The following is a 19,879-nucleotide window of genomic DNA, read 5'->3' as shown; positions in this document are numbered from 1 at the left end:
CCCATGCAGAACCCACACCAAGCAGTCAACGCGTGGCGCGTGTTGTTTCTATTGTTCCTGGCAAATCTGTTCAACTTCTTTGACCGAACCATCCCGGCGATCATCAACGAGCCGCTACGGCTGGAGTGGAACCTCAGCGATTTTCAGCTAGGCCTGCTTGGTACTGCATTCACCATCGTTTATGCGCTGGCGGGCCTTCCACTAGGCCGTATGGCCGATACCGGCGCGCGGCGCAAAATCATGGGCTGGGGGCTGATCGCCTGGAGCGGCCTGACCGCGGTCAACGGTATGGCCTGGAATTATTGGAGCTTCCTGTTGGTGCGCATGGGTATCGGGATTGGCGAGGCCAGCTATGCGCCGGCGGCCAATTCACTGATCGGTGACTTGTTTCCTGCCCATAAGCGCTCCCGGGCGATGGGGATCTTCATGCTGGGGTTGCCGCTGGGCCTGCTGCTGGCGTTTTTTACCATTGGCTACATGGTCGAGCTCTTCGACAGTTGGCGCGCGCCCTTCTTCATAGCCGCTGTCCCGGGCATCGTGCTGGCGCTGTTCATTTTTCTCATCAAGGAGCCCAGGCGGGGCGCGGCCGAGGCGGTGGTGGTCTCGCAAGCCAAGGTCGACAAACCGATGCGCAAGGTGTTGGCCATTCGCACCTTCTGGTGGCTGATGCTGGCCGGGTTGTGCTTCAACTTCGCCACCTATGCCTGCAACGCCTTCATGGTGCCGATGATGATGCGTTATTTTGGGGTGCCGCTAAGTTCCGCGGCGATGGCCACCGGGGTCATCGTCGGCCTGACCGGATTGCTCGGGCTGACGCTGGGGGGCTGGATTGCCGACCGTATCCATCAGAAATGGGCGCGCGGGCGGCTGCTGTTTGCCACCCTGAGCATGCTGATCGCGACGCTGACTACAGGCTGGGCCCTGCTGGCGGGGCAGATCGATTTCGCGCTCTTCGTGGCGGTCTTCAGTATCGGCTGGCTGTTTTCTTACAACTTTTATACCTGCGTCTACACCGCCCTGCAGGATGTGGTCGAACCACGTCTGCGGGCGACCGCCATGGCCCTGTTCTTTGCCGGTCTTTACCTGCTGGGGGGCGGCCTAGGCCCTGTCGTCGTGGGGCTGCTGTCCGACTACTACGCGCACGCAGCCATGCTCAGCGCCGGTGCCAGCGAGATGACCGAAGCCTTCAAGTCCATCGGGCTGCACGACGCGATGCTGCTGATCCCCATCAGTCTGTTGCTCACCATGGGACTGTTGTTCCAGGCATCCCGTGGTTTCCAGCAGGACGCTCTGGCCATGCGTAACGGCCTGGTTGAAGCGGCGGCCTGAGGCCATTGGTCCCGTATGGATGTAGCGCCTTTCCGGTGGAAAGGCTTTGTTCAATGTGTCAGGAATTCAGTTATGCCGTCACAACCCCAAGCGCTGCGTAGCGACTACCCCTATCTGCAGTTGATCACAACCCGCTGGCACGACAACGATATCTACGGTCACGTCAACAATGTGACCTATTACGGTTTTTTCGACAGCGCGGTAAACACCTACCTGATCGAGCAGGGCGGTCTGGATATCCATGAAGGCGACGTGGTCGGTTTTGTGGTCAGTTCTGCCTGCGATTACTATGCCTCCTTGGCATTCCCGGACCGCATCGAGGTTGGGCTGCGGGTCGCTACGCTGGGGAACAGTTCAGTGCAGTACGAGCTGGCGGTCTTCAAGCACGGAGTCGAGGAAGCCTGTGCAGCAGGGCGCTTCGTGCATGTGTTCGTCGACCGGCAGAGCAATCGACCCGTGGCGATTCCTCCGTATCTGCGTGATGCATTGGTCAGACTGCAAGCTTGAGGTTGATTTTACCTGCCTACTGCACATCTTCTCTCAAACTGTCGATTGGGCCATCAATCATGGTGATGGCTTAACAAAAGATAACGTTGCGCCGATTGTCAGGGCTTTTCAAAGCTGCCTAGGATAGGCAGACCGTCAAAAATGACGGCATTCCAAAATAACAATAAGGGGAGAACGCTGTATGAGTGAGCCCGTTGTGCGGCGCACTAATGCCGGCCTGCGTGCGGATGCCTTCCGCGTGTCGGCATTCAATTTCCATTCGCCGCTGGCGAGAGCGCTTTCTCTGTGCGGGATGATTTCTGCCCTGGCCCTGTTGGCCACGCCCGCCATGGCGCAAGGGGACGAGTTGCAGTACGCCCTGGAATCACCGAAGGCCGTGAGCAGTCTGGCGCTGGATATCGTGCATGCGGGTGCCCGTCTGGTCACCGTCGGCGAACGCGGACATATTCTGTTCTCCGATGACAATGGGGTGAACTGGGTTCAGGCCCGGGTGCCCACCCGTCAACTTCTCACCGCCGCTACTTTTGTCGACGACCACTATGGCTGGGTTGTCGGACATGATGCGCAGATTCTCGCCACCCGTGATGGCGGTGCCACCTGGCAGAAACAGTTCGAGGATCTCGAGCGTGAAGCACCGCTGCTGGATGTCTGGTTCGAGAATCGCCAGCACGGCTTGGCCGTTGGGGCCTACGGCGCGCTGCTGGAAACCCGCGATGGTGGGCAAAGCTGGGAGGATGTCAGCGACCGTCTCGACAACGACGACGCTCAGCACCTCAATGCCATCGCCGCCGTGAAGAATGCCGGGTTGGTGATCGTCGGCGAAATGGGTGCCCTGTTCCGCTCCGCAGACTGGGGCGAAACCTGGGAGCGTCTGGAAAGCCCATACGACGGCTCGCTGTTCGGTGCGCTGGGCACTCAGCAGGCGAACACCCTGGTGATCTATGGCCTGCGTGGCCATCTTTACCGTTCAACCGATTTCGGTGCTAACTGGAAATCCGTGCAGGTGAATGTGCCTGGCAATGGTTCGCTGGAATTCGGCCTCAGTGGTGGCTCGTTGCTAACGGACGGCACGCTGGTCATCGTCGGACACGGGGGCAGCGTGCTGGTCAGCCAAAATGATGGCCGCAGTTTCTCGGTCTTCAACCGCCCCGACCGTCAGTCTCTTTCCGCCGTGAGTGCGGATCAGAACGGTCGTTTGCTGCTGGTCGGACAGGGTGGTATCCACCGCTCCGGCAGTACTGCCGCCCAATTGGCCGAACACCACTAAGTCCGGGGATTTTTCATGAGCACTCATCGCCAGAACCACGCCGGTCTGCTTGAACGGCTAATTTTTAACAACCGGCTGGTGGTGATCTTCGCCTGCCTGTTGGTCACTTTGTTTCTGGGCTTCCACGCCTTGCAGGTCAAGCCCTCGACCAGTTTCGAGAAAATGATTCCGCTGGAGCATCCGTACATCCAGAAGATGCTCGAGTTTCGCGATGACCTGGCCAACCTTGGCAATACCGTGCGTATCGCCGTGGCGGCCAAGGATGGCGATATTTTCAGCCAGGAGTACATGGAAACGCTGCGGCAGATCCATGACGAGGTGTTTTACATTCAGGGCGTCGACCGCTCCGCGCTGAAGTCACTGTGGAGTCCCAGCGTGCGCTGGACCGAAGTGACCGAAGAGGGTTTCGATGGGGGCGAAGTTATCCCCCAATCCTATGACGGCTCCGCCGCCAGCCTCGAACAACTGCGCAGCAACGTTCTGAAATCCGGGCAGATTGGCCGCCTGGTAGCCAACGATTTCAAGTCGAGCATCATCGACGTGCCGTTGCTGGAAACCTTTGCCGACCCGCAGGACCAGAGCCGCATCCTGCAGCTGGACTATCAGCGTTTCTCCCATGACCTGGAAGAAAAGATCCGCACCAAATACCAGGCAGAAAACCCCAATGTGGAAATCCACATCGTCGGCTTCGCCAAGAAGGTCGGCGACCTGATCGACGGCCTGATGATGGTGGTGCTGTTCTTTGGCGTCGCCTTCCTGATCACCATGGTGCTGCTCTTGCTGTTCACCCACTGCATGCGCAGTACCATTTCCGTACTGGTCACCACGCTGATTGCGGTGATCTGGCAGTTGGGCCTGATGAACCTGGTCGGCTTCGGCATCGACCCCTATTCAATGCTTGTACCGTTCTTGATCTTCGCCATCGGTATTTCCCATGGTGTGCAGAAAATCAACGGTATCGCGCAGCATTCCAGCGGTTCGGACAATGCCCTGACCGCCGCGCGGCTGACCTTCCGTCAGCTGTTCCTGCCGGGGATGATCGCCATCCTGGCCGATGCGGTGGGCTTCATCGCGCTGTTGATCATCGATATCGGTGTGATCCACGAACTGGCTATCGGCGCCTCGATCGGCGTGGCGGTCATCGTCTTCACCAACCTGATCCTGCTGCCCGTGGCCATTTCTTACCTGGGTATCAGCAAGTCGGCGGTACAGCACAGCAAACGCTATGCGGCCAACGAACACCCGTTCTGGCGCCTGCTGTCCAATGTGGCCCATCCGATGGTGGCACCGATATCCGTGGTGCTGGCGCTGGCCATGGGGATTGGCGGCTTCTGGTACCAGAAACAGCACTTGCAGATCGGCGACCTCGACCAGGGCGCGCCGGAGTTGCGCCCTGACTCGCGCTACAACCAGGACAACAACTTCATCATCAACCACTATTCGACCAGCTCGGACGTATTGGTGGTCATGGTAAAGACCGACGCCGAAGGCTGTTCGCGCTACGACACCCTGTCGGCCGTTGACGAGTTGATGTGGAAGATGGAAAACACGACCGGTGTGCAATCGGCCGTATCCATGGTCAGCGTCTCCAAACAAGTGATCAAGGGCATGAACGAGGGCAGCCTGAAATGGGAAGCCCTGTCGCGCAACGAGATCATCCTGAACAACTCCATCGCCCGCGCCGAGGGGCTGTACAACACCGATTGCTCGCTGGCGCCGGTGCTGGTGTTCCTCGAAGACCACAAGGCCGCAACCCTGAAACGGGTCACCGCCGAAGTGGAAGCGTTCGCGGCGCAGAACAACCGCGACGGCCTGCAGTTCCTGCTGGCCTCCGGCAACGCTGGGATCGAGGCGGCCACCAACGAGGTGATCGCCACCTCCGAGCTGACCATCCTGACCCTGGTGTACATCTGCGTTGCCGTGATGTGTCTGATCACGTTCCGCTCCATTGCCGCAACCATCTGCATCGTGCTGCCGTTGATCCTTACCTCGATCCTCGGTAACGCGTTGATGGCCTTCCTGGGCATCGGCATGAAGGTTGCGACCTTGCCGGTGATTGCACTGGGGGTGGGTATCGGCGTGGACTACGGCATCTATATCTACAGCCGCCTGGAAAGTTTCCTGCGCGCTGGACTGCCGTTGCAAGAGGCCTACTACGAGACGCTGAAATCCACCGGCAAGGCGGTTCTGTTTACCGGGTTGTGCCTGGCCATCGGCGTGGCCACCTGGATGTTCTCGGCGATCAAGTTCCAGGCCGACATGGGCTTGATGCTGACCTTCATGTTCATCGTCAACATGATTGGCGCGCTGTTGCTGCTGCCGGGTCTGGCACGTTTCCTGATCCGTCCGGAGAAGCTGGCCGGCAAGGCGGGAAGCTCGCTGTTCGCTCACTGATCTCTTCGTAGCATGAAAAAACCGCAGCCCAGCTGCGGTTTTTTTTGGTTCCTTTATGGATCCTGCAGACCGTGCCTTGCGATGACTCGGTGGCGTAGGGGCACGATCCGCGGCCCCCAGAGTTGGGCGGGCAAGCGAAGTATCCTCGACTGGACCGTCAAGCCGGTGCGGCTCCCAAGCACGTCAGCAGCCCAGTCGTAGGGAGTGTTGGCAATCAGACAACCGGTAGGAATGTTTGGACTGCCCTCGCGTCCACTATGTCGATGATCCAACGGGGCACGTCGAGGTGGGTATGAGCGAGGCGTTGCAGGGTATGGTCGAGGCGCTCTATCGCGAGGAATCGCGGCGCGTTCTGGCGACCCTGATCCGCCTGCTCGGTGATTTTCAGTTGGCAGAGGAGGCGTTGCAGGAAGCCTTTGTCGCGGCGGTCGAGCAATGGCCGCGCAGCGGCGTGCCGAACAACCCCCGTGCCTGGCTGGTGTCCGCAGGGCGCTTCAAGGCCATAGACCAGTTGCGCCGCCAGGCACGGTTCGGTGCCTCGCAACCGGAGCTGCTGCGGCAATTGAGCGAGCAGGTCTGGGAGAGCGAGGTCGAACAGCCCAGCGTCGAGGATGATCGGCTGCGGTTGATCTTTACCTGCTGCCATCCTGCGTTGAATGGAGATGCTCAGGTAGCGCTGACGTTGCGGGAAATCTGTGATCTGAGCACTGAGGCTATTGCCAGCGCTTTTCTCGTGTCGCCGTCCACCATGGCCCAGCGCATCGTACGCGCCAAGCACAAGATCCGCACGGCCGCCATTCCTTATGAGGTGCCCGCACAGGCCGAGCTGCCGGAGCGGCTGGATGCGGTGTTACGGGTGCTTTATCTGATCTTCAACGAGGGTTATTTCGCATCTTCGGGCGACAGGCTTGTGCGTAGCGAGCTGTCGGGCGAGGCGATACGTTTGTGTCGCCTGCTGATTGAGTTATTGCCCGAGCCCGAAGTCATGGGGCTGCTGGCGCTGATGCTGTTGCACGAGGCGCGGCGTCCGGCGCGCGTTTCGTCCACGGGGGAGCCGGTGTTGCTGGATGTTCAAGACCGCGCGCTATGGGACCGCGGGTTGATCGACGAAGGACAGGCGCTGGTGGAACGTACGCTGCGCTCCCAGCGATTCGGCGTCTACAGCCTGCAGGCGGCGATTGCCGCCGTGCATGCGCAGGCCTTGAGCAGTGAGGCCACCGACTGGGTAGAAATCGTTGGTCTGTACGATGCGTTGTTATTGCTCTCGCCATCGCCAGTCATCGAGCTGAATCGCGCCATGGCTGTTTCGCGCCGTGACGGTGCTCAGGCCGGTTTGCAGGTGGTCGATCAGCTGCTGGCGCAAGGCGAGCTCACGGGCTACTACCTGGCTTGGTCGGCGCGCGCCGATTTGTGCAGGCGGCTGGGCTTGGTGCGCGAGGCCCAGGAAGCCTATCGGCAGGCCTTGCAGAGGGTTCGGCAAGCACCGGACCGGGCTTATTTGCAGCATTGCCTGCGGCAGTTGGAAAATCTGCGATGAACCGGGCGAGTGATTGTCGAATTTTCCCTGGGCCAATCGACCAAACAGTGAGTGCGTCCATTACCAAGGAGGTTGCCATGAAATACCTCTGTCTCGTCTACAGCGACGAACAGTTGTTGCACAGCTTGCCTGACAGCCCGCGGGATGAGGAGTGCCAGGCGTGCGGAGATGCGTTGCGCAGTAGTGGCCGGCTGATTGCGGCAGAAGCGCTGGAATCGGTAAGAACCGCAACCACGTTGCGAATGCGCAATGGCCAGCTGTCCATCACCGATGGCCCCTTCGCGGAAACCAAAGAGCAGTTGGCGGGCTTCTACTTGATAGAAGCTCGGGATCTCAATGAGGCCATGCAGATCGCTGCACGGATTCCGCCGGTGCGTGTCGGGGCTGTGGAAGTGCGTCCGGTACGTACGTTGAACGTGCCCGCGGATGTCCCTACTGCTTTCGAGAGGAACTGACTATGAAATTCACCGCTAGCGAAACCATGAGCGAGTCCGAAATCCGTGTCTTGCTGGAGCATTGGAGTCACTCGGTGCGCTCCGGGTACATTCACGGCATCGTTGCTCACTATGCGCCGGATATCCTCGCCTTCGATGCCATCGCGCAACTGCAGTTCAAGGGGCTTGAGGCGTATCGCAAGCACTGGGAATACTGCATGACAATGTGCACCGGACCCATGACCTTCGAGTTGCACGACCTGAAAATCAGTGCCGACGCCGAGCTGGCGTTTGCCTATGGCCTATGCCGGTGTGGCGGAACCAACGAAAAGGGCGAGCAGCAGTCGGGCTGGATGCGTTTTACCGGCGCATTTCGCAAGCTCGACGGACAATGGCGCACTGTGCATGAACACTGGTCGACGCCTTTCGACATGGAAAGCGGTAAGGCATTACTTGACCTCAAACCCGAATGACGAGAACACGACCATGAACGTCAAAGCGATACCAGATGGCTATGCCGGCATCACGCCCTATCTGAGCATTCTTCACGCGAGTGAGGCCATTGAGTTCTACAAGCAAGCCTTTGGGGCCCAGGAAGTCATGCGCCTGGATGGGCCCGATGGGCGGGTAGGGCATGCTGAACTCAAGGTGAGCGAGGCGCGCTTTATGCTGGGTGAGCCGTGGGACCCTGCCGTTGCCGGCGCGCCGCGGGATTTTTCCGCGCTGGGGCTGTACCTGTATGTGGACGATGTCGATGCCTTCTTCAATCAGGCCGTGGCCGCCGGTGCCGAGGCGCTGATGCCGCCCCAGGACATGTTCTACGGCGATCGCTCCGGCAGTCTGCGCGATCCGTATGGCTATGTGTGGTCGCTGGCCAGCCATGTCGAGGATGTAGCACCAGATGAGTTGAAGCGGCGTGCCGAGGAGATGTTCAAGCAGGGGCCTTGTCCGGAGAAGACGTAAGCCAGGGTGCGCCTAAGGCAATCGGAGATGGATGCCGCGCGATTATCCTGCTGCTGCGGCATGTGCCCTCTGGGCAGATACGTGGGCGCTGTGTAGGCTAGGTTTTTTCGTAGCGCTTTTGTGCTACGTGGGCATAAGGAGTCGCTCACCTTGTCTCTGGCCACCTTGAAAAAGCCTGCTTTCTTGTTGGCGCTGTTGATATTGATAGTCTTGTCGCTGGTGGTCTGGCGCCAGTGGCAAGGTCCGCAGTTGCCAGCGTATCAGGTTGAATCCCGCCCTTTGGTGCAGCGCGTGGTGGCCAGCGGTGAAGTCAGCAGTCAGTCGCTGGCGCGCGTTGGCAGTGAGCTGACGGGTGTGGTCAAAGCGCGCCATGTGCGTGAGGGCGATCAGGTTCAACCGGGTACCGTGTTGATCGTGCTGCATGACGAGGACCAGCAGGCGCGGGTGCGCGAAGCCGAGGCCGCGCTACGGCAATTGACCGACTCCAGTCGCCCCCAGGCCGTCGCGGCGCTGCGCGAAGCGCAAAGCAATCTTGATCAGGCAAGCCGCGAACTGCAGCGCCGCGATGCCTTGTTCGACCGCAAATTACTGTCCAGCGAGGCCCGCGAGCAGGCGCGCAACACTGAGGTTGCACGCCGCGTGGCGCGAGACCGGGCCAAGCTGCAGGTCGATGCCCTGGCAGTCGGGGGCAGTGAAGAGCAGCAACTGCTGGAGCGGTTGGCCCAAGCCCGCGCTACCCTGGCGAAAACACGAATACTGGCCCAATACGCCGGAACCGTGCAGACCCGCCAGGTCGAGCCGGGCGATCTGGTCAGGCCGGGCGACATCCTGTTGGAAATCGCACGCGCCGACAGCCGCGAGATTCTGCTGCCCCTGGATGAAAAGAACCTGGCGCCCTTGGCGCTCGGCCAACGCGCCAAGGTGATTGCCGATGCCTGGCCGGAGCGTGTCCTGGACGCCCGCGTCAGCTACCTGGCGCCGGCAGTGGACGTGGCGCGCGGCACCCTCGATGTGCATTTGCAGCTGGAAAGTCCCGCCGATTTTCTACGCCAGGGCATGACTGTCTCGGTGAATATCGAAACCGCGCGCCGCGATCAGGCGCTGGTGGTGGCCAACGATGCGCTGCGCAGCCGTGACGGACCTCATGCTGAGGTGCTACGAGTGCGTGACGGGCAGGTCGAGCGGGTTGGCGTGCGCCTGGGGCTGCGCAGCATTGCTCTGAGTGAAGTGCTTGAGGGATTGCAGTCCGGTGACTGGGTGCTGGCCGCCGATGCCGAGGAAGGGCAGCGCGTGCGCGTATCGCCCCAACCACTGCCGGCCGGCGTGGTGCAGTAAGTCATGAATTTGATCGACGCCCTGTGGTTCGAATGGAAGATTGCGCTGCGCTTTCTGGCCGACAACCGCATGCAGACGCTGCTGATCATCGTCGGCATTACCGTAGGCTCGGCGGTGATCGTCTTTATCACGGCGCTGATTACCGGCCTGCAGGCAAATATTGTCGAACGCACCCTGGGTACCCAGGCGCATATCCGTATGTTGCCACCCGATGAGGTGAACCGCGTTGTGCCCGTCCCGCCGGGCACGGTTGCCTTGGTGCTGGAAAGTCCTCGCGCGCAGCGTTTGCGCTCCATCAGCAATTGGCAGGATGTGCGTGATGCTCTCGACGAGCAGCCGCAACTGCTCGCTGTGTCGCCGCTGGTCAGCGGCCCGGCCATGGCTCGACGCGGCGTGGCGCGTATGTCGGTGGCGCTGCTGGGAATCGAGCCGGAACGCTACGAAAAGATCATTCCCGTCAGCCATGACCTGATCGCCGGGCGCTTCGACGTCAGCGCCGGTAATGCCGTGGTGGGCAGTGAGTTGGCCAAGGACCTGGGGCTGGGTATCGGTGACAAGCTGCGCCTGGATGCCGGGGAGGGTCGCGAGGCCATTGTGATGGTGACCGGGATCTTTGAACTGGGTGTGCGAGAACTGGACTCGCGCTATGTCTATCTCGACCTGAAGCAAGCCCAGAGCCTGCTCGATTTGCCTGGCGGTGTGACGGTCATCGACACTACCGTGCGAGAGATTTTCCAGGCGCAGGTCATTGCCGAGCGCCTGGCGCGACTCACGGGTTTGCAGGCGGAAAGCTGGATGGCCACCAACGGCCAGTTGCTCAATGCGCTGCGCTCGCAAAGCATGACCACGCAGATGATCCGTCTCTTTGTCGGCCTGTCGGTGGCCTTCGGGATTGCCAGTGTGCTGGCGGTCAGCGTGGTGCAGCGCACCCGTGAAATCGGCATTCTGCGTGCCATGGGCAGCCCCCGTCGGCAGATCCTGCGGGTGTTTCTGGTGCAGGGCGGCCTGCTCGGCTTGGTGGGTTCGGGGTTTGGCGGGCTGGTCGGCTGGTCGCTGATTCAGGTGTTCAATATTTTCGGCCCCAAGCTGTTCATCATCAATGTCGACGCGAGCCTGGTGCCGATCGCCATGGCGGTGGCCACGGTGACCGGCGTGCTGGCCGCCGCGGCGCCTGCACGGCGCGCCGCACGTTATGATCCGGCGGTGGCGATCCGCTATGTCTGATCCCGAAGACGTCTTGCGCCTGACGGGGCTGCGCAAGGCATATAACCCCGGCACACCGCTGGAATTAGAAGTGCTGCACGGTCTGGACCTGCGCCTGCAACGAGGCGAATTGACAGCGCTGATCGGGCCCAGCGGCTCGGGCAAAAGCACCTTGCTCAATGTCATCGGCCTGCTGGATTCACCCACGGACGGCGAGCTGTACCTGCTCGGTCGACCGACCCGCGACATGAACGACGAAGCCCGCACCCGCCTGCGCAACGAAGCCATTGGCTTCGTGTTTCAGTTTCACCACCTGATCTCGGCGTTCAGCGTGCTCGACAATGTGCTGATGCCGCTGATGATCCGCCATGGCAAACCGACCGCGGAGGACATCGAATTGGCACGCGGCCTGCTGGCCGAGGTGGGGTTGGCGGATTTCGCCGGCCAGAAAGCCAACCAGCTGTCCGGTGGACAGCAACAGCGCGTGGCCATTGCTCGTGCTCTGGTGACGCGCCCGGCCTTGCTGCTGGCCGACGAACCCACCGGCAACCTGGATACCCGGACGGCGGAAAGCGTTTTCGAGCTGTTTCGCCGTATCAACCGCGAATACGGCTGCGCGGTGCTGGTCGTTACCCATGACCCACGCTTGTCCAGCAGTTGCCGGCGCAGCATCGAGCTGGTGGATGGACGAATCGTCAGCGACAGTGGTGAAGCCTTCAATCAGCCCTGAAGGGCAACTGCCTGTCAGAGCTGAATTTTCAGCGGTTTGAAGTCCAGCACCCTGAGCGTATCGGTCGTCAGTAGATCGGTGGGCTTGCCATTCAGGAGCGCGGTGGCCTGTTCGACCTGAATGACCAGGTCGCTACCGCACAGCGCTTCGCCTTCCAGGTAGGCTTCAGCGTAACGATCGGCCGAGGATTGACCGAACTGATCAATCTCCAATTCACCGCTGAGGATGGTTTCCCCGGCCGGGTTGAGTCCGGACACGCTGAGGCGCAACTCACTGACGTCTTGCAGATCGCTGTCGAAGGAGAACACCGCGGCGCATTGGCCCTGACCGGCCCACACCGTGTTGGAGTGCCACACCTCAAGGGCGTGAAGCGGTGCGCTGAGCAGTGCACCGGTTATGCAGAACAGGGAGACAAGAAGCTGTTTCATGCGTGGGTATTCAATTCCAGAATGACGATACCGTCACAAGGCGACCACGGTGCGCAAGCGCTTAAACAGCATGACGGCGGCGACCACCACACCGCCGGCGAGAATCCCGAACAGCGCACTGAGCAGCGTCGGGGTGAGGATCGAAACAAGACCGCCAGCCGGTAGGTTGCCAGCCAACTCAGCGCTGTGCTGAATGACGTGATGCACGGGCGCCAGGCCATGCACCAGGATCGAGCCGCCGACCATGAACATGGCTGCGGTGCCGACGATAGACAGGGTTTTCATCAGATATGGCGCCGTCGCAACAATGCCGCGCCCGATGGACTGGGTAAGTTGAGAGGTTTTCTGGGTGAGCAGCAGGCCCAGGTCATCCAGCTTGACGATGCCGGCCACCAGCCCGTAAACCCCGACCGTTATGACCAGGGCAATGCCGCACAGCACTATGACTTGCTGCACGAAGGGCGCCCCGGCAACGGCCCCCAGGGTGATGGCGATAATTTCCGCTGACAGGATGAAGTCGGTACGCACTGCACCTTTGATCTTGTCGCGTTCAAACGTGCGCATGTCGACGGCGGGGTCGGCGATGGCCTCGATTCGCTGTTGGCGTTCGGTGGCCTCCTCTGTGGGGCTGTGCAATAGCTTGTGAGCGATTTTTTCAAAGCCTTCGTAACATAGGAACGCACCGCCGATCATCAGCAGCGGGGTGATCGCCCAAGGAAGGAAGAAACTGATCAGGAGCGCGGCGGGGACCAGAATGACCTTGTTGAGTAGCGAGCCCTTGCACACCGCCCAGACGACGGGCAGTTCGCGCTCGGCATTGACCCCGCTGACCTGTTGGGCATTGAGGGCAAGGTCGTCCCCGAGGACCCCGGCGGTTTTCTTCGCGGCCACCTTGGTCATTACCGACACGTCGTCGAGGAGGGTGGCGATGTCGTCGATTAGCGCGAGCAGACTGGATCCGGCCAAGGGAATGTCCTTGATGGGAAGGTCGATACCTACAGCGTAGCGATTGCCAGGGCGTATGAATCACCGGCGACGAGCGGTGCCCGTCCATTGCTACTCCTCTGTCTGATGGGTAGTCGAGGTTGCCCCTGCCGGCTGCAGGCGGGCACGCAGTGCCTGGTCCCAGGGCGGAAGCTCACCAAAACGCTCGCGCATGAAACCCAGCAACAATCGGGTGCGTGAGTGGGTTTCCCGGTTGAGGTTGAGGGCATAGATGCTGCTGGGTTCTGGGGCCGGCAGACCATCCGGGCAGAGCACAGGCACCAGTTCGCCGCGCAGTAGGTGCTCACTGACCAGCCAGGTCGGCAGGTGGGCGATACCCAGGCCGGCGAGGGCGCCATATACCAGGGTTTCGGCATTGTTGGTGCTCATGCGCTGACGGCGAGGTCGGAATTGCTGCAATTGTTCATCCACCATAAAGCGCCAGGCGTACTGTGGCGTCAGGCCGTCCCAGTCGAGACCATCATGCTCCAGCAACTCGCTGGGGTGGCTGGGAATTCCGCGACGTTCCAGATAGGCCGGGCTGGCGCAGACCACGCGGATCAGCGGTGCAAGGGGTGTGGCAATCAGGCGGGTGTCGGCCACCGGGCCGATGCGTAGCACCAGATCAACCTCGCCCAAGTGGTCGCCGCGCAGATCGACAAAGCTGTCGATCAGGCGCAGCTGTACATCGAGGCCCGGGTACAGCTGCAGAAACTCGGCGATGACTGGGGCCAGGCGACGGCGTCCGAAGGGGGCCGGGGCATCGATGCGAATCTGACCTTCCGGAACACTGCTCAATGAGACGGCCTCTGCACGTGCCTGGTGCAGTTCACTGAGAATGCGTTGTGCCCGCTGCGCAAAAGCTAGGCCGGCCGGTGTCACCCGGATTGCGTGGGTGCTGCGCAGGAACAGACTGCTGCCGAGGGACTTTTCCAGCGAGTCGATGCGCCGGGCTACGGCAGAAGGGGTCAGCGGATGACGGCGAGCGGCGGCAGAAAAACTGCCGCATTCCAGGACATCAAGAAACAGGGTCAGTTGGTTGGTGAGCTGATCGGGATTCATGGCTATCGCTTATGCAAAAAACGCAAAGCCATTGTGCGCGATAGCACGTTTCCAGAATAGCGGCCGCTGGCTAGCATGGCGGCCTGATTTAAAGGAGTCTTCATGAATTTGCTCGATCTGCTCATCAATCTGGTTCTTGGTCTGTTGCTTGGTACGGTGGGTGGGTTGTTCGGCATTGGTGGCGGGTTGATTGCCATCCCGGCGCTGGGTGTGCTGTTCGGGCTGGATCAGCAGATGGCCCAAGGCACGGCGCTGGTGATGGTGGTGCCCAACGTGCTGTTGGCGGTGTGGCGTTACAACCAGCGTAACCGCATTAACCTGCGCTATGCGTTGACCTTGGGGATCACCAGTTTCTTCTTCGCAGTGATCGGGGCCAAATGGGCGGTGACCCAGGATCCCGGTTTCATGCGCAAGGCATTCGTGGTGTTTCTGATCCTGCTGGCGGCCTACAACTTCACGCGGATTTATTTCCGTCCTCAGGCGGGCAGCACTACCTTGCGTTATCCCTGGCCCTGGCTGGCGCCACTGGGTGCGGTGGCCGGCGCGGCCGGAGGGTTGCTGGGCGTGGGTGGAGCTGTGGTGGCGACACCGGTGCTGACCAGCGTGTTCGGCACCACCCAGGTGATGGCCCAGGGGCTGTCCTTGGCATTGGCTATTCCGAGCACGTCAGTGACCCTGGTCAGCTACAGCCTGCACGGCCAGGTCGACTGGCTCATGGGCATACCGTTGGCCATCGGCGGACTGCTCAGCATCAGCTGGGGCGTGAAGCTGGCCTATGGCTTGCCCGAGCGCAAATTGAAACTGCTGTTCTGCGGTTTCCTGGTGATTTGCGCGGTGGGCTTGGGTCTCAAGGCCTGAATCCCATCCGGCATGGCGCTTAACACGCCATGCCAGGTTTTTTTGCTCAGATCAAAGCCGGAACCCCTCGACGATATGCTCGGCCAAGGTCTCGCTGACTGGCGAGACGTTGTGCGGGTTGCGCAGCAGCACAATGCTGCTTTGCGGTAATTTCGGCAAGCCATCGGCTTCGCCGAGAACGCGCAAATCCGGAGGGATCACGCTCTGCATCTGGGCGGTTACGGCGAGGCCGGCGCTGACCACGGCCATGATCGCCGAGAGGCTGGGGCTGGTATAGGCAACTCGGTAATCGATTTCCTGGGCGTCCAGCGCGTTGCAGGTCCAGGCGCGGCAGAAGCAGTCGTTATTGAACATCGCCAGGGGAAGCGGCCGCTGTTCATGCACATCGAAGCCGGGCGCCTCGAGCCAGAGCAAAGGGTCCTGACGCAACAGTTGTCCGATTTCATCGCCTGGCTTGCGGGTGACGATGGTTAAGTCCAAGTCCTGGCGTTGCAGCAACTGGGTAGATGACTCGCAATGCACTTCTACCTGGACCAGCGGGTAGGCCTGGGCAAAGCGCGACAGGATGCCGGGTAAAAAACGCATCACATAATCGTCAGGGGTGCCGATGCGTACCGCGCCGACCATATGCGGCTGGCGCAGGGTGGTGATCACTTCACCCTGCAGCTTGAGGATGCGCCGCGCGTAGCCGAGCAGTACCTGGCCTTCGGCGGTAAGCCGAACCTGACGACCGTCGCGCTCGAACAGCTGGCGTTCCAGCACGTCGTCTTCCAGGCGCTTCATCTGCATGCTGATGGCTGATTGCGTGCGATTGACCACATCCGCCGCGCGGGTGAAGCCACCGTGGTCGGCGATGGCGACGAAGCTGCGCAGCAATTCGGTATCGATGCCGGGGTAGGTGGCCATTGATCAATCCTCCAGATGGATAGCATAAGAAACATTCGTTGGATTGATCTTAGGCCCGGCGAGAAACTGTCGCCAACCCACTCGGAGGGCAGACAGATGAAAGGTCAAAAAGGTTATATCCACGTCATCGACATGCGGCGCAACAGCGGTGCCTCACTGTCGGCGCTGGCGTCCGGAGCGGCCCGGCAGCTGCGCCGCTGGCATCAGCTGTACCGCCAACGGCAACAACTGGCAGCGCTCAGCGATGCCACCCTCAAGGACATCGGCGTAAGCCGCGCGGATATCGAAGTGGAGAGCCAGCGGCCATTCTGGGATGATCCGCTGAAACATTGAGCCACGCACGTGGTCAGCGAAAACAGTGACGGAGCCCTGCCTGGCGGGGCTCCGTTTTTTGATGCTCGGATTGATGGAATGTGATGTGTTGATGTGTTCTTGCCCAGATGGTCTCGAGGCTCAGCCATGACCGGCAGCCGGAAAAGTGCGGATGGTTTTTTGTTCCAGGTGATGCTGGGTTTGTGCGTGATCTGGGGTTTCCAGCAGGTGGCGATCAAACTGGCGGCCGCCGATGTGGCGCCCGTACTGCAGGCGACCCTGCGCTCGGGCATCGCAGCTTTTCTGGTCGCCTTGCTGATGCTCTGGCGGGGCGGTTGGAGCGCCATGGGCCGGGACAATCTGGGCGCCGGACTGTTGGCCGGTGTGCTGTTTGCCCTGGAGTTTTTGTTCATTGCCCTGGGGTTGCGCTACACCTCCGCCTCGCACATGGCGGTGTTTCTCTATACGGCACCGATCTTTTCCGCCCTGGCACTGCACCTGCTGTTGCCCAGCGAACGGCTGCTGCCGCTGCAATGGCTGGGCATTGGCGTGTGCTTCATCGGTATCTGTCTTGCGTTCGGCGGCAGCGTGCTCAGCACGACTCTCGACCGCCACATGCTGCTCGGCGATGGTCTGGGGCTGTTGGCGGGGCTGTCCTGGGGACTGACCACCGTCGTGGTGCGCAGTTCTCGGCTGTCTGAAGCACCGCCGGCGCTGACCTTGTTCTATCAGTTGGCCGTGGCTGCCGTGCTATTGGCTGGGATTGCCATCGCGTTGGGTGAAATCACTTCCACACGGATAACCCCGGTGGCGATTGCCAGCGTGCTGTTCCAGGGCGTGGTGGTGTCGTTCTTCAGTTACTTCGCCTGGTTCTGGCTGATGCGCCGCTATTTAGCGTCCAACCTGGCGGTTTTCTCGTTCATGACGCCGCTGTTCGGGGTGGGCTTTGGCGTGCTGGTGCTGGACGAGCCGTTGAGCATCAGCTTTTTGGGCGGGGCGGTCTTGGTGCTGCTGGGCATCAGCCTGGTGAGCAGTGGTGCCTGGTTGCGTAAGCGGTTCGCTTGACGGTTACTGGGCTATGCCGCCGACACGACTGGATGGAGAGATCCCACCCAGTCTCGCAAAAGGCTAGCGGCGAATCTGCTTGAGGTTTTCGGCAATCATAAAGGCCAGTTCCAGGGATTGGTCGGCATTCATGCGCGGGTCGCAGTGGGTGTGATAACGGTCCGACAAGCCCGCCTCGGTGATCGGTCGGCTGCCGCCGATGCATTCGGTGACGTTCTGGCCGGTCATTTCGATGTGGATGCCACCGGCATAGGTCCCTTCAGCGTGATGCACAGCGAAGAATTGCTGCACTTCGGTGAGAATTCTTGCGAAGTCGCGGGTCTTGTAGCCGCTGGACGCCTTCATGGTGTTGCCGTGCATAGGGTCGGAGCTCCACAGCACCTGTTTGCCCTCCCGCTGTACGGCGCGGATCAGCGCGGGCAGGTGCTGCTCCACATTGCCTGCGCCCATGCGCGCAATCAGGTTGAGGCGGCCGGGGTCGTTGTCCGGATTGAGGATGTCGATCAGGCGAATCAGCTCGTCTGGGTCCATGCTCGGGCCGACCTTGACGCCGATCGGGTTGCCGACGCCGCGCAGGAATTCTACATGGGCGCCGTCCAATTGGCGGGTGCGATCGCCGATCCACAACATATGCGCCGAGCAGTCGTACCAGTTGCCGGTGAGGCTATCCTGGCGCACGAAGGCTTGCTCGTAGTTGAGCAGTAACGCCTCATGGGCGGTGAAGAAACTGGCCTCACGCAGCTGCGGTGCGCCGTCCAAGCCGCAGGCGCGCATGAAGGCCAGGGTTTCATCCAAGCGGCCGGCCAACTGCTGGTATTTCTCAGCCAGGGCCGAATTGGCGATGAAATCCAGGTTCCATTGATGCACTTGGTGCACATCGGCAAAGCCGCCCTGGGCGAAGGCACGTAGCAGGTTGAGGCTGGCAGTGGACTGGTGATAGGCCTGCAGCAGCCGCTCGGGGTCGGGTACGCGGCTTGTCTCGTCAAAGCCTATACCGTTGACGATATCGCCACGGTAGGCGGGCAGGGTGACATCGCCGATGGTTTCGCTGCCGGAAGAACGCGGTTTGGCGAACTGGCCGGCCATGCGTCCGACCTTCACTACCGGGCAGCCGGCGGCGAAGGTCATGACGATCGCCATTTGCAGCAAGACCTTGAAGGTGTCGCGAATCTTCGCAGCAGAAAATTCCGCAAAGCTTTCCGCGCAATCGCCGCCCTGGAGCAGAAAGGCCCGGCCTTGGGTGACTTCGGCGAACTGACGGCGCAGTTCACGGGCTTCACCAGCAAATACCAGCGGCGGATAGCTGGCCAGGGTTTGTTCAACCTGGGCCAAGTGGGCCGCATCGGGGTATTCGGGTTGCTGCTGGATGGGGCGGGTTCTCCAGCTTTCAGGACTCCAGGCTTGCGACATCAGGGTACTCGCTGTGGCGGATCGGAAAGAGCGGCATGGTAACCCGATCAGGGCTTTGGCGATGTTGATCTTTGACAGATTGGCGCAGTGCCAGCGTGGTTTGCGGCACACGCAAACGCGAGGCTGGCGGCTGATCAAGTCAGGCAGACAGGTCTCCGGCGGGTTGTGCCGATTGTGTTTCTGTCCTGCTTCCGCAAGCATAGGCAGTCTTTGGGTCCGCCAGCGGCGGACGACATATCCAGCAGGTCAGGCGGTCAATGAAACCTATTCTTCTGGTGCTGGCGCATCGGGCACAGGCTATTTCCATAGTGGCGCGGCGATTGGGCGGTACAGTGGGCTGTTGTACACCGTGGCATCCGGAGGTGCGTCCGTGAACGAAAGTGATCAGCGCGAAGAAGTACTACTGGCCGAGGTGCATGATGCCTTTGGTGTGGTGCGGGTGGTGGAGGTGGGCGAGTATCGCTTTCTCGAATTTGGCGATGCCGTCGAGCAAAGCTGCGTATTTACGGCCGATCCAGCCTGGCTGGAATATGACTACACCCGCGCCATGTTACTCGGCGCGCTGTGCCACGCGGCGCCGGAGTCAGCGCTGTTTCTTGGTCTTGGCGCCGGCAACCTGACCCAGGCGTGCCTGAAATTCCTGCCACTTGAGGATGTCGAGGTCATTGAGCTGCGCCCGGACGTGCCGCGCCTGGCCATTGAGTACTTGGGACTGGATGATGATCCACGCCTGACCATTCGAATCGGCGATGCCTTGAAATTGCTGGAAAGCGCGGAAACCACCGATTTGCTGTTCGTCGACCTCTACACCGATCAGGGGCCAGGCGCCGGGCATCTGGCCTGGACCTTCCTCGAGGCGTGCCAGGCCAAGCTGAATCCGGACGGCTGGCTGGTGATCAATCAGTGGGCCACCAATGACGGCAAACCGCTGGGCGCACCCTTGTTGCGCGGATTGTTCCATCGCCATTATTGGGAATGCCCGGTCAAGGAAGGCAACGTGGCGTTGCTGGTGCCGGCTGACCTGGATCAGGAGCTGGATATGCAAGGCCTGCGGGCACGTGCTGAAGCATTGGCGCCGCGTCTGGGTTACAGCCTGGACACGTTGTTGGACGCCTTGCGGCCAGCCAGTTGAGGTGATCCATAATGGCGCATTGC

Annotated in this window: 20 protein-coding genes; 15 read left to right on the top strand and 5 right to left on the bottom strand. The window is 60.9% G+C overall.

The features are described from left to right. Positions 1–3 precede the first annotated feature (3 nt). The 11 genes from H9642_RS08975 to H9642_RS08925 all read left to right on the top strand — a co-directional run bounded on the left by H9642_RS08975 (position 4) and on the right by H9642_RS08925 (position 11,699). The gene (locus H9642_RS08975) at positions 4–1,329 is read left to right on the top strand and encodes a spinster family MFS transporter (protein WP_251836090.1); all 1,326 of its coding nucleotides are present in this window, start codon (positions 4–6) and stop codon (positions 1,327–1,329) included. 72 nt (positions 1,330–1,401) lie between these two features. After that, on the top strand, positions 1,402–1,836 hold the full coding sequence (locus H9642_RS08970; RefSeq protein ID WP_251836089.1) for an acyl-CoA thioesterase: 435 nt from the start codon (positions 1,402–1,404) through the stop codon (positions 1,834–1,836). Positions 1,837–2,017: 181 nt separating this feature from the next. After that, the gene (locus H9642_RS08965; RefSeq protein ID WP_251836088.1) at positions 2,018–3,103 is read left to right on the top strand and encodes a WD40/YVTN/BNR-like repeat-containing protein; all 1,086 of its coding nucleotides are present in this window, start codon (positions 2,018–2,020) and stop codon (positions 3,101–3,103) included. Positions 3,104–3,118: 15 nt separating this feature from the next. Then, positions 3,119–5,497: an efflux RND transporter permease subunit gene (locus H9642_RS08960; protein WP_251836087.1), complete on the top strand. Its 2,379-nt coding sequence runs from the start codon at positions 3,119–3,121 to the stop codon at positions 5,495–5,497. A gap of 292 nt (positions 5,498–5,789) precedes the next feature. Continuing rightward, complete coding sequence (locus H9642_RS08955; RefSeq protein WP_251836086.1) at positions 5,790–7,034, top strand: RNA polymerase sigma factor; 1,245 nt, start codon at positions 5,790–5,792, stop codon at positions 7,032–7,034. Between the two features lie 77 nt (positions 7,035–7,111). Beyond that, the gene (locus H9642_RS08950; RefSeq protein ID WP_251836085.1) at positions 7,112–7,489 is read left to right on the top strand and encodes a YciI family protein; all 378 of its coding nucleotides are present in this window, start codon (positions 7,112–7,114) and stop codon (positions 7,487–7,489) included. Positions 7,490–7,491: 2 nt separating this feature from the next. Then, positions 7,492–7,941, top strand: a complete 450-nt coding sequence (locus H9642_RS08945) for a YybH family protein (RefSeq protein WP_433962687.1) — start codon at positions 7,492–7,494, stop codon at positions 7,939–7,941. Between the two features lie 13 nt (positions 7,942–7,954). After that, positions 7,955–8,431, top strand: a complete 477-nt coding sequence (locus H9642_RS08940) for a VOC family protein (RefSeq protein ID WP_251836084.1) — start codon at positions 7,955–7,957, stop codon at positions 8,429–8,431. Between the two features lie 150 nt (positions 8,432–8,581). Continuing rightward, the gene (locus tag H9642_RS08935) at positions 8,582–9,766 is read left to right on the top strand and encodes an efflux RND transporter periplasmic adaptor subunit (RefSeq protein WP_251836083.1); all 1,185 of its coding nucleotides are present in this window, start codon (positions 8,582–8,584) and stop codon (positions 9,764–9,766) included. Between the two features lie 3 nt (positions 9,767–9,769). Continuing rightward, positions 9,770–10,990 (top strand): ABC transporter permease, encoded by a 1,221-nt coding sequence (locus H9642_RS08930; protein ID WP_251836082.1) that lies wholly within the window; start codon positions 9,770–9,772, stop codon positions 10,988–10,990. Continuing rightward, entirely contained in the window at positions 10,983–11,699 is a 717-nt protein-coding gene (locus H9642_RS08925; protein WP_251836081.1) for an ABC transporter ATP-binding protein, read from the top strand. Before H9642_RS08930 ends, H9642_RS08925 begins: the two co-directional genes overlap by 8 nt. A 14-nt stretch (positions 11,700–11,713) precedes the next feature. On the opposite strand, the gene H9642_RS08920 is transcribed toward H9642_RS08925, so the two are convergent. The 3 genes from H9642_RS08920 to H9642_RS08910 form a co-directional block, all read right to left on the bottom strand. Beyond that, positions 11,714–12,127: an IrmA family protein gene (locus H9642_RS08920; RefSeq protein ID WP_251836080.1), complete on the bottom strand. Its 414-nt coding sequence runs from the start codon at positions 12,125–12,127 to the stop codon at positions 11,714–11,716. A 33-nt stretch (positions 12,128–12,160) separates the two neighbouring features. Then, positions 12,161–13,093: a DUF808 domain-containing protein gene (locus tag H9642_RS08915; protein WP_251836079.1), complete on the bottom strand. Its 933-nt coding sequence runs from the start codon at positions 13,091–13,093 to the stop codon at positions 12,161–12,163. 90 nt (positions 13,094–13,183) lie between these two features. After that, entirely contained in the window at positions 13,184–14,173 is a 990-nt protein-coding gene (locus tag H9642_RS08910; RefSeq protein WP_251836078.1) for a LysR family transcriptional regulator, read from the bottom strand. A 108-nt stretch (positions 14,174–14,281) separates the two neighbouring features. On the opposite strand from H9642_RS08910, the gene H9642_RS08905 reads away from it, so the two are divergent. Beyond that, positions 14,282–15,031: a sulfite exporter TauE/SafE family protein gene (locus tag H9642_RS08905; protein WP_251836162.1), complete on the top strand. Its 750-nt coding sequence runs from the start codon at positions 14,282–14,284 to the stop codon at positions 15,029–15,031. Between the two features lie 51 nt (positions 15,032–15,082). Here the strand turns inward: H9642_RS08905 and H9642_RS08900 are convergent, their stop codons facing one another. After that, entirely contained in the window at positions 15,083–15,937 is an 855-nt protein-coding gene (locus H9642_RS08900; RefSeq protein ID WP_251836077.1) for a LysR substrate-binding domain-containing protein, read from the bottom strand. A gap of 96 nt (positions 15,938–16,033) precedes the next feature. Between H9642_RS08900 and H9642_RS08895 the strand changes: the two genes are divergently transcribed. Next, a complete protein-coding gene (locus tag H9642_RS08895) occupies positions 16,034–16,270 on the top strand; it encodes a DUF1127 domain-containing protein (RefSeq protein ID WP_337955280.1) in 237 nt (78 codons plus the stop codon). Between the two features lie 126 nt (positions 16,271–16,396). Further along, positions 16,397–17,314, top strand: a complete 918-nt coding sequence (locus H9642_RS08890) for a DMT family transporter (protein ID WP_251836076.1) — start codon at positions 16,397–16,399, stop codon at positions 17,312–17,314. 63 nt (positions 17,315–17,377) lie between these two features. Here H9642_RS08890 and H9642_RS08885 read toward each other — a convergent pair whose 3' ends face one another. Then, a complete protein-coding gene (locus H9642_RS08885) occupies positions 17,378–18,724 on the bottom strand; it encodes a class II 3-deoxy-7-phosphoheptulonate synthase (RefSeq protein WP_251836075.1) in 1,347 nt (448 codons plus the stop codon). Positions 18,725–19,094: 370 nt separating this feature from the next. On the opposite strand from H9642_RS08885, the gene H9642_RS08880 reads away from it, so the two are divergent. Further along, positions 19,095–19,856, top strand: coding sequence for a spermidine synthase (locus tag H9642_RS08880; protein WP_251836074.1), 762 nt, complete (start codon positions 19,095–19,097; stop codon positions 19,854–19,856). The last annotated feature ends 23 nt before the right edge of the window (positions 19,857–19,879 follow it).

The organism is Serpens gallinarum (assembly GCF_014836765.1).
GTDB classification, from domain to species: Bacteria; Pseudomonadota; Gammaproteobacteria; order Pseudomonadales; family Pseudomonadaceae; genus Serpens; species Serpens gallinarum.
Note: the sequence above shows the minus strand (reverse complement) of the source record. Positions and strands in the feature narration are given on the sequence as shown.

What these genes read in the sequence shown, in the direction of transcription:
- H9642_RS08975 (WP_251836090.1), top strand. Translation starts at nt 4, where the DNA reads ATGCAGAACCCACACCAAGCAGTCAACGCGTGGCGCGTGTTGTTTCTA.
- H9642_RS08970 (WP_251836089.1), top strand. Translation starts at nt 1,402, where the DNA reads ATGCCGTCACAACCCCAAGCGCTGCGTAGCGACTACCCCTATCTGCAG.
- H9642_RS08965 (WP_251836088.1), top strand. Translation starts at nt 2,018, where the DNA reads ATGAGTGAGCCCGTTGTGCGGCGCACTAATGCCGGCCTGCGTGCGGAT.
- H9642_RS08960 (WP_251836087.1), top strand. Translation starts at nt 3,119, where the DNA reads ATGAGCACTCATCGCCAGAACCACGCCGGTCTGCTTGAACGGCTAATT.
- H9642_RS08955 (WP_251836086.1), top strand. Translation starts at nt 5,790, where the DNA reads ATGAGCGAGGCGTTGCAGGGTATGGTCGAGGCGCTCTATCGCGAGGAA.
- H9642_RS08950 (WP_251836085.1), top strand. Translation starts at nt 7,112, where the DNA reads ATGAAATACCTCTGTCTCGTCTACAGCGACGAACAGTTGTTGCACAGC.
- H9642_RS08945 (WP_433962687.1), top strand. Translation starts at nt 7,492, where the DNA reads ATGAAATTCACCGCTAGCGAAACCATGAGCGAGTCCGAAATCCGTGTC.
- H9642_RS08940 (WP_251836084.1), top strand. Translation starts at nt 7,955, where the DNA reads ATGAACGTCAAAGCGATACCAGATGGCTATGCCGGCATCACGCCCTAT.
- H9642_RS08930 (WP_251836082.1), top strand. Translation starts at nt 9,770, where the DNA reads ATGAATTTGATCGACGCCCTGTGGTTCGAATGGAAGATTGCGCTGCGC.
- H9642_RS08925 (WP_251836081.1), top strand. Translation starts at nt 10,983, where the DNA reads ATGTCTGATCCCGAAGACGTCTTGCGCCTGACGGGGCTGCGCAAGGCA.
- H9642_RS08920 (WP_251836080.1), bottom strand. Translation starts at nt 12,127, where the DNA reads ATGAAACAGCTTCTTGTCTCCCTGTTCTGCATAACCGGTGCACTGCTC.
- H9642_RS08910 (WP_251836078.1), bottom strand. Translation starts at nt 14,173, where the DNA reads ATGAATCCCGATCAGCTCACCAACCAACTGACCCTGTTTCTTGATGTC.
- H9642_RS08900 (WP_251836077.1), bottom strand. Translation starts at nt 15,937, where the DNA reads ATGGCCACCTACCCCGGCATCGATACCGAATTGCTGCGCAGCTTCGTC.
- H9642_RS08895 (WP_337955280.1), top strand. Translation starts at nt 16,034, where the DNA reads ATGAAAGGTCAAAAAGGTTATATCCACGTCATCGACATGCGGCGCAAC.
- H9642_RS08890 (WP_251836076.1), top strand. Translation starts at nt 16,397, where the DNA reads ATGACCGGCAGCCGGAAAAGTGCGGATGGTTTTTTGTTCCAGGTGATG.
- H9642_RS08885 (WP_251836075.1), bottom strand. Translation starts at nt 18,724, where the DNA reads ATGTCGCAAGCCTGGAGTCCTGAAAGCTGGAGAACCCGCCCCATCCAG.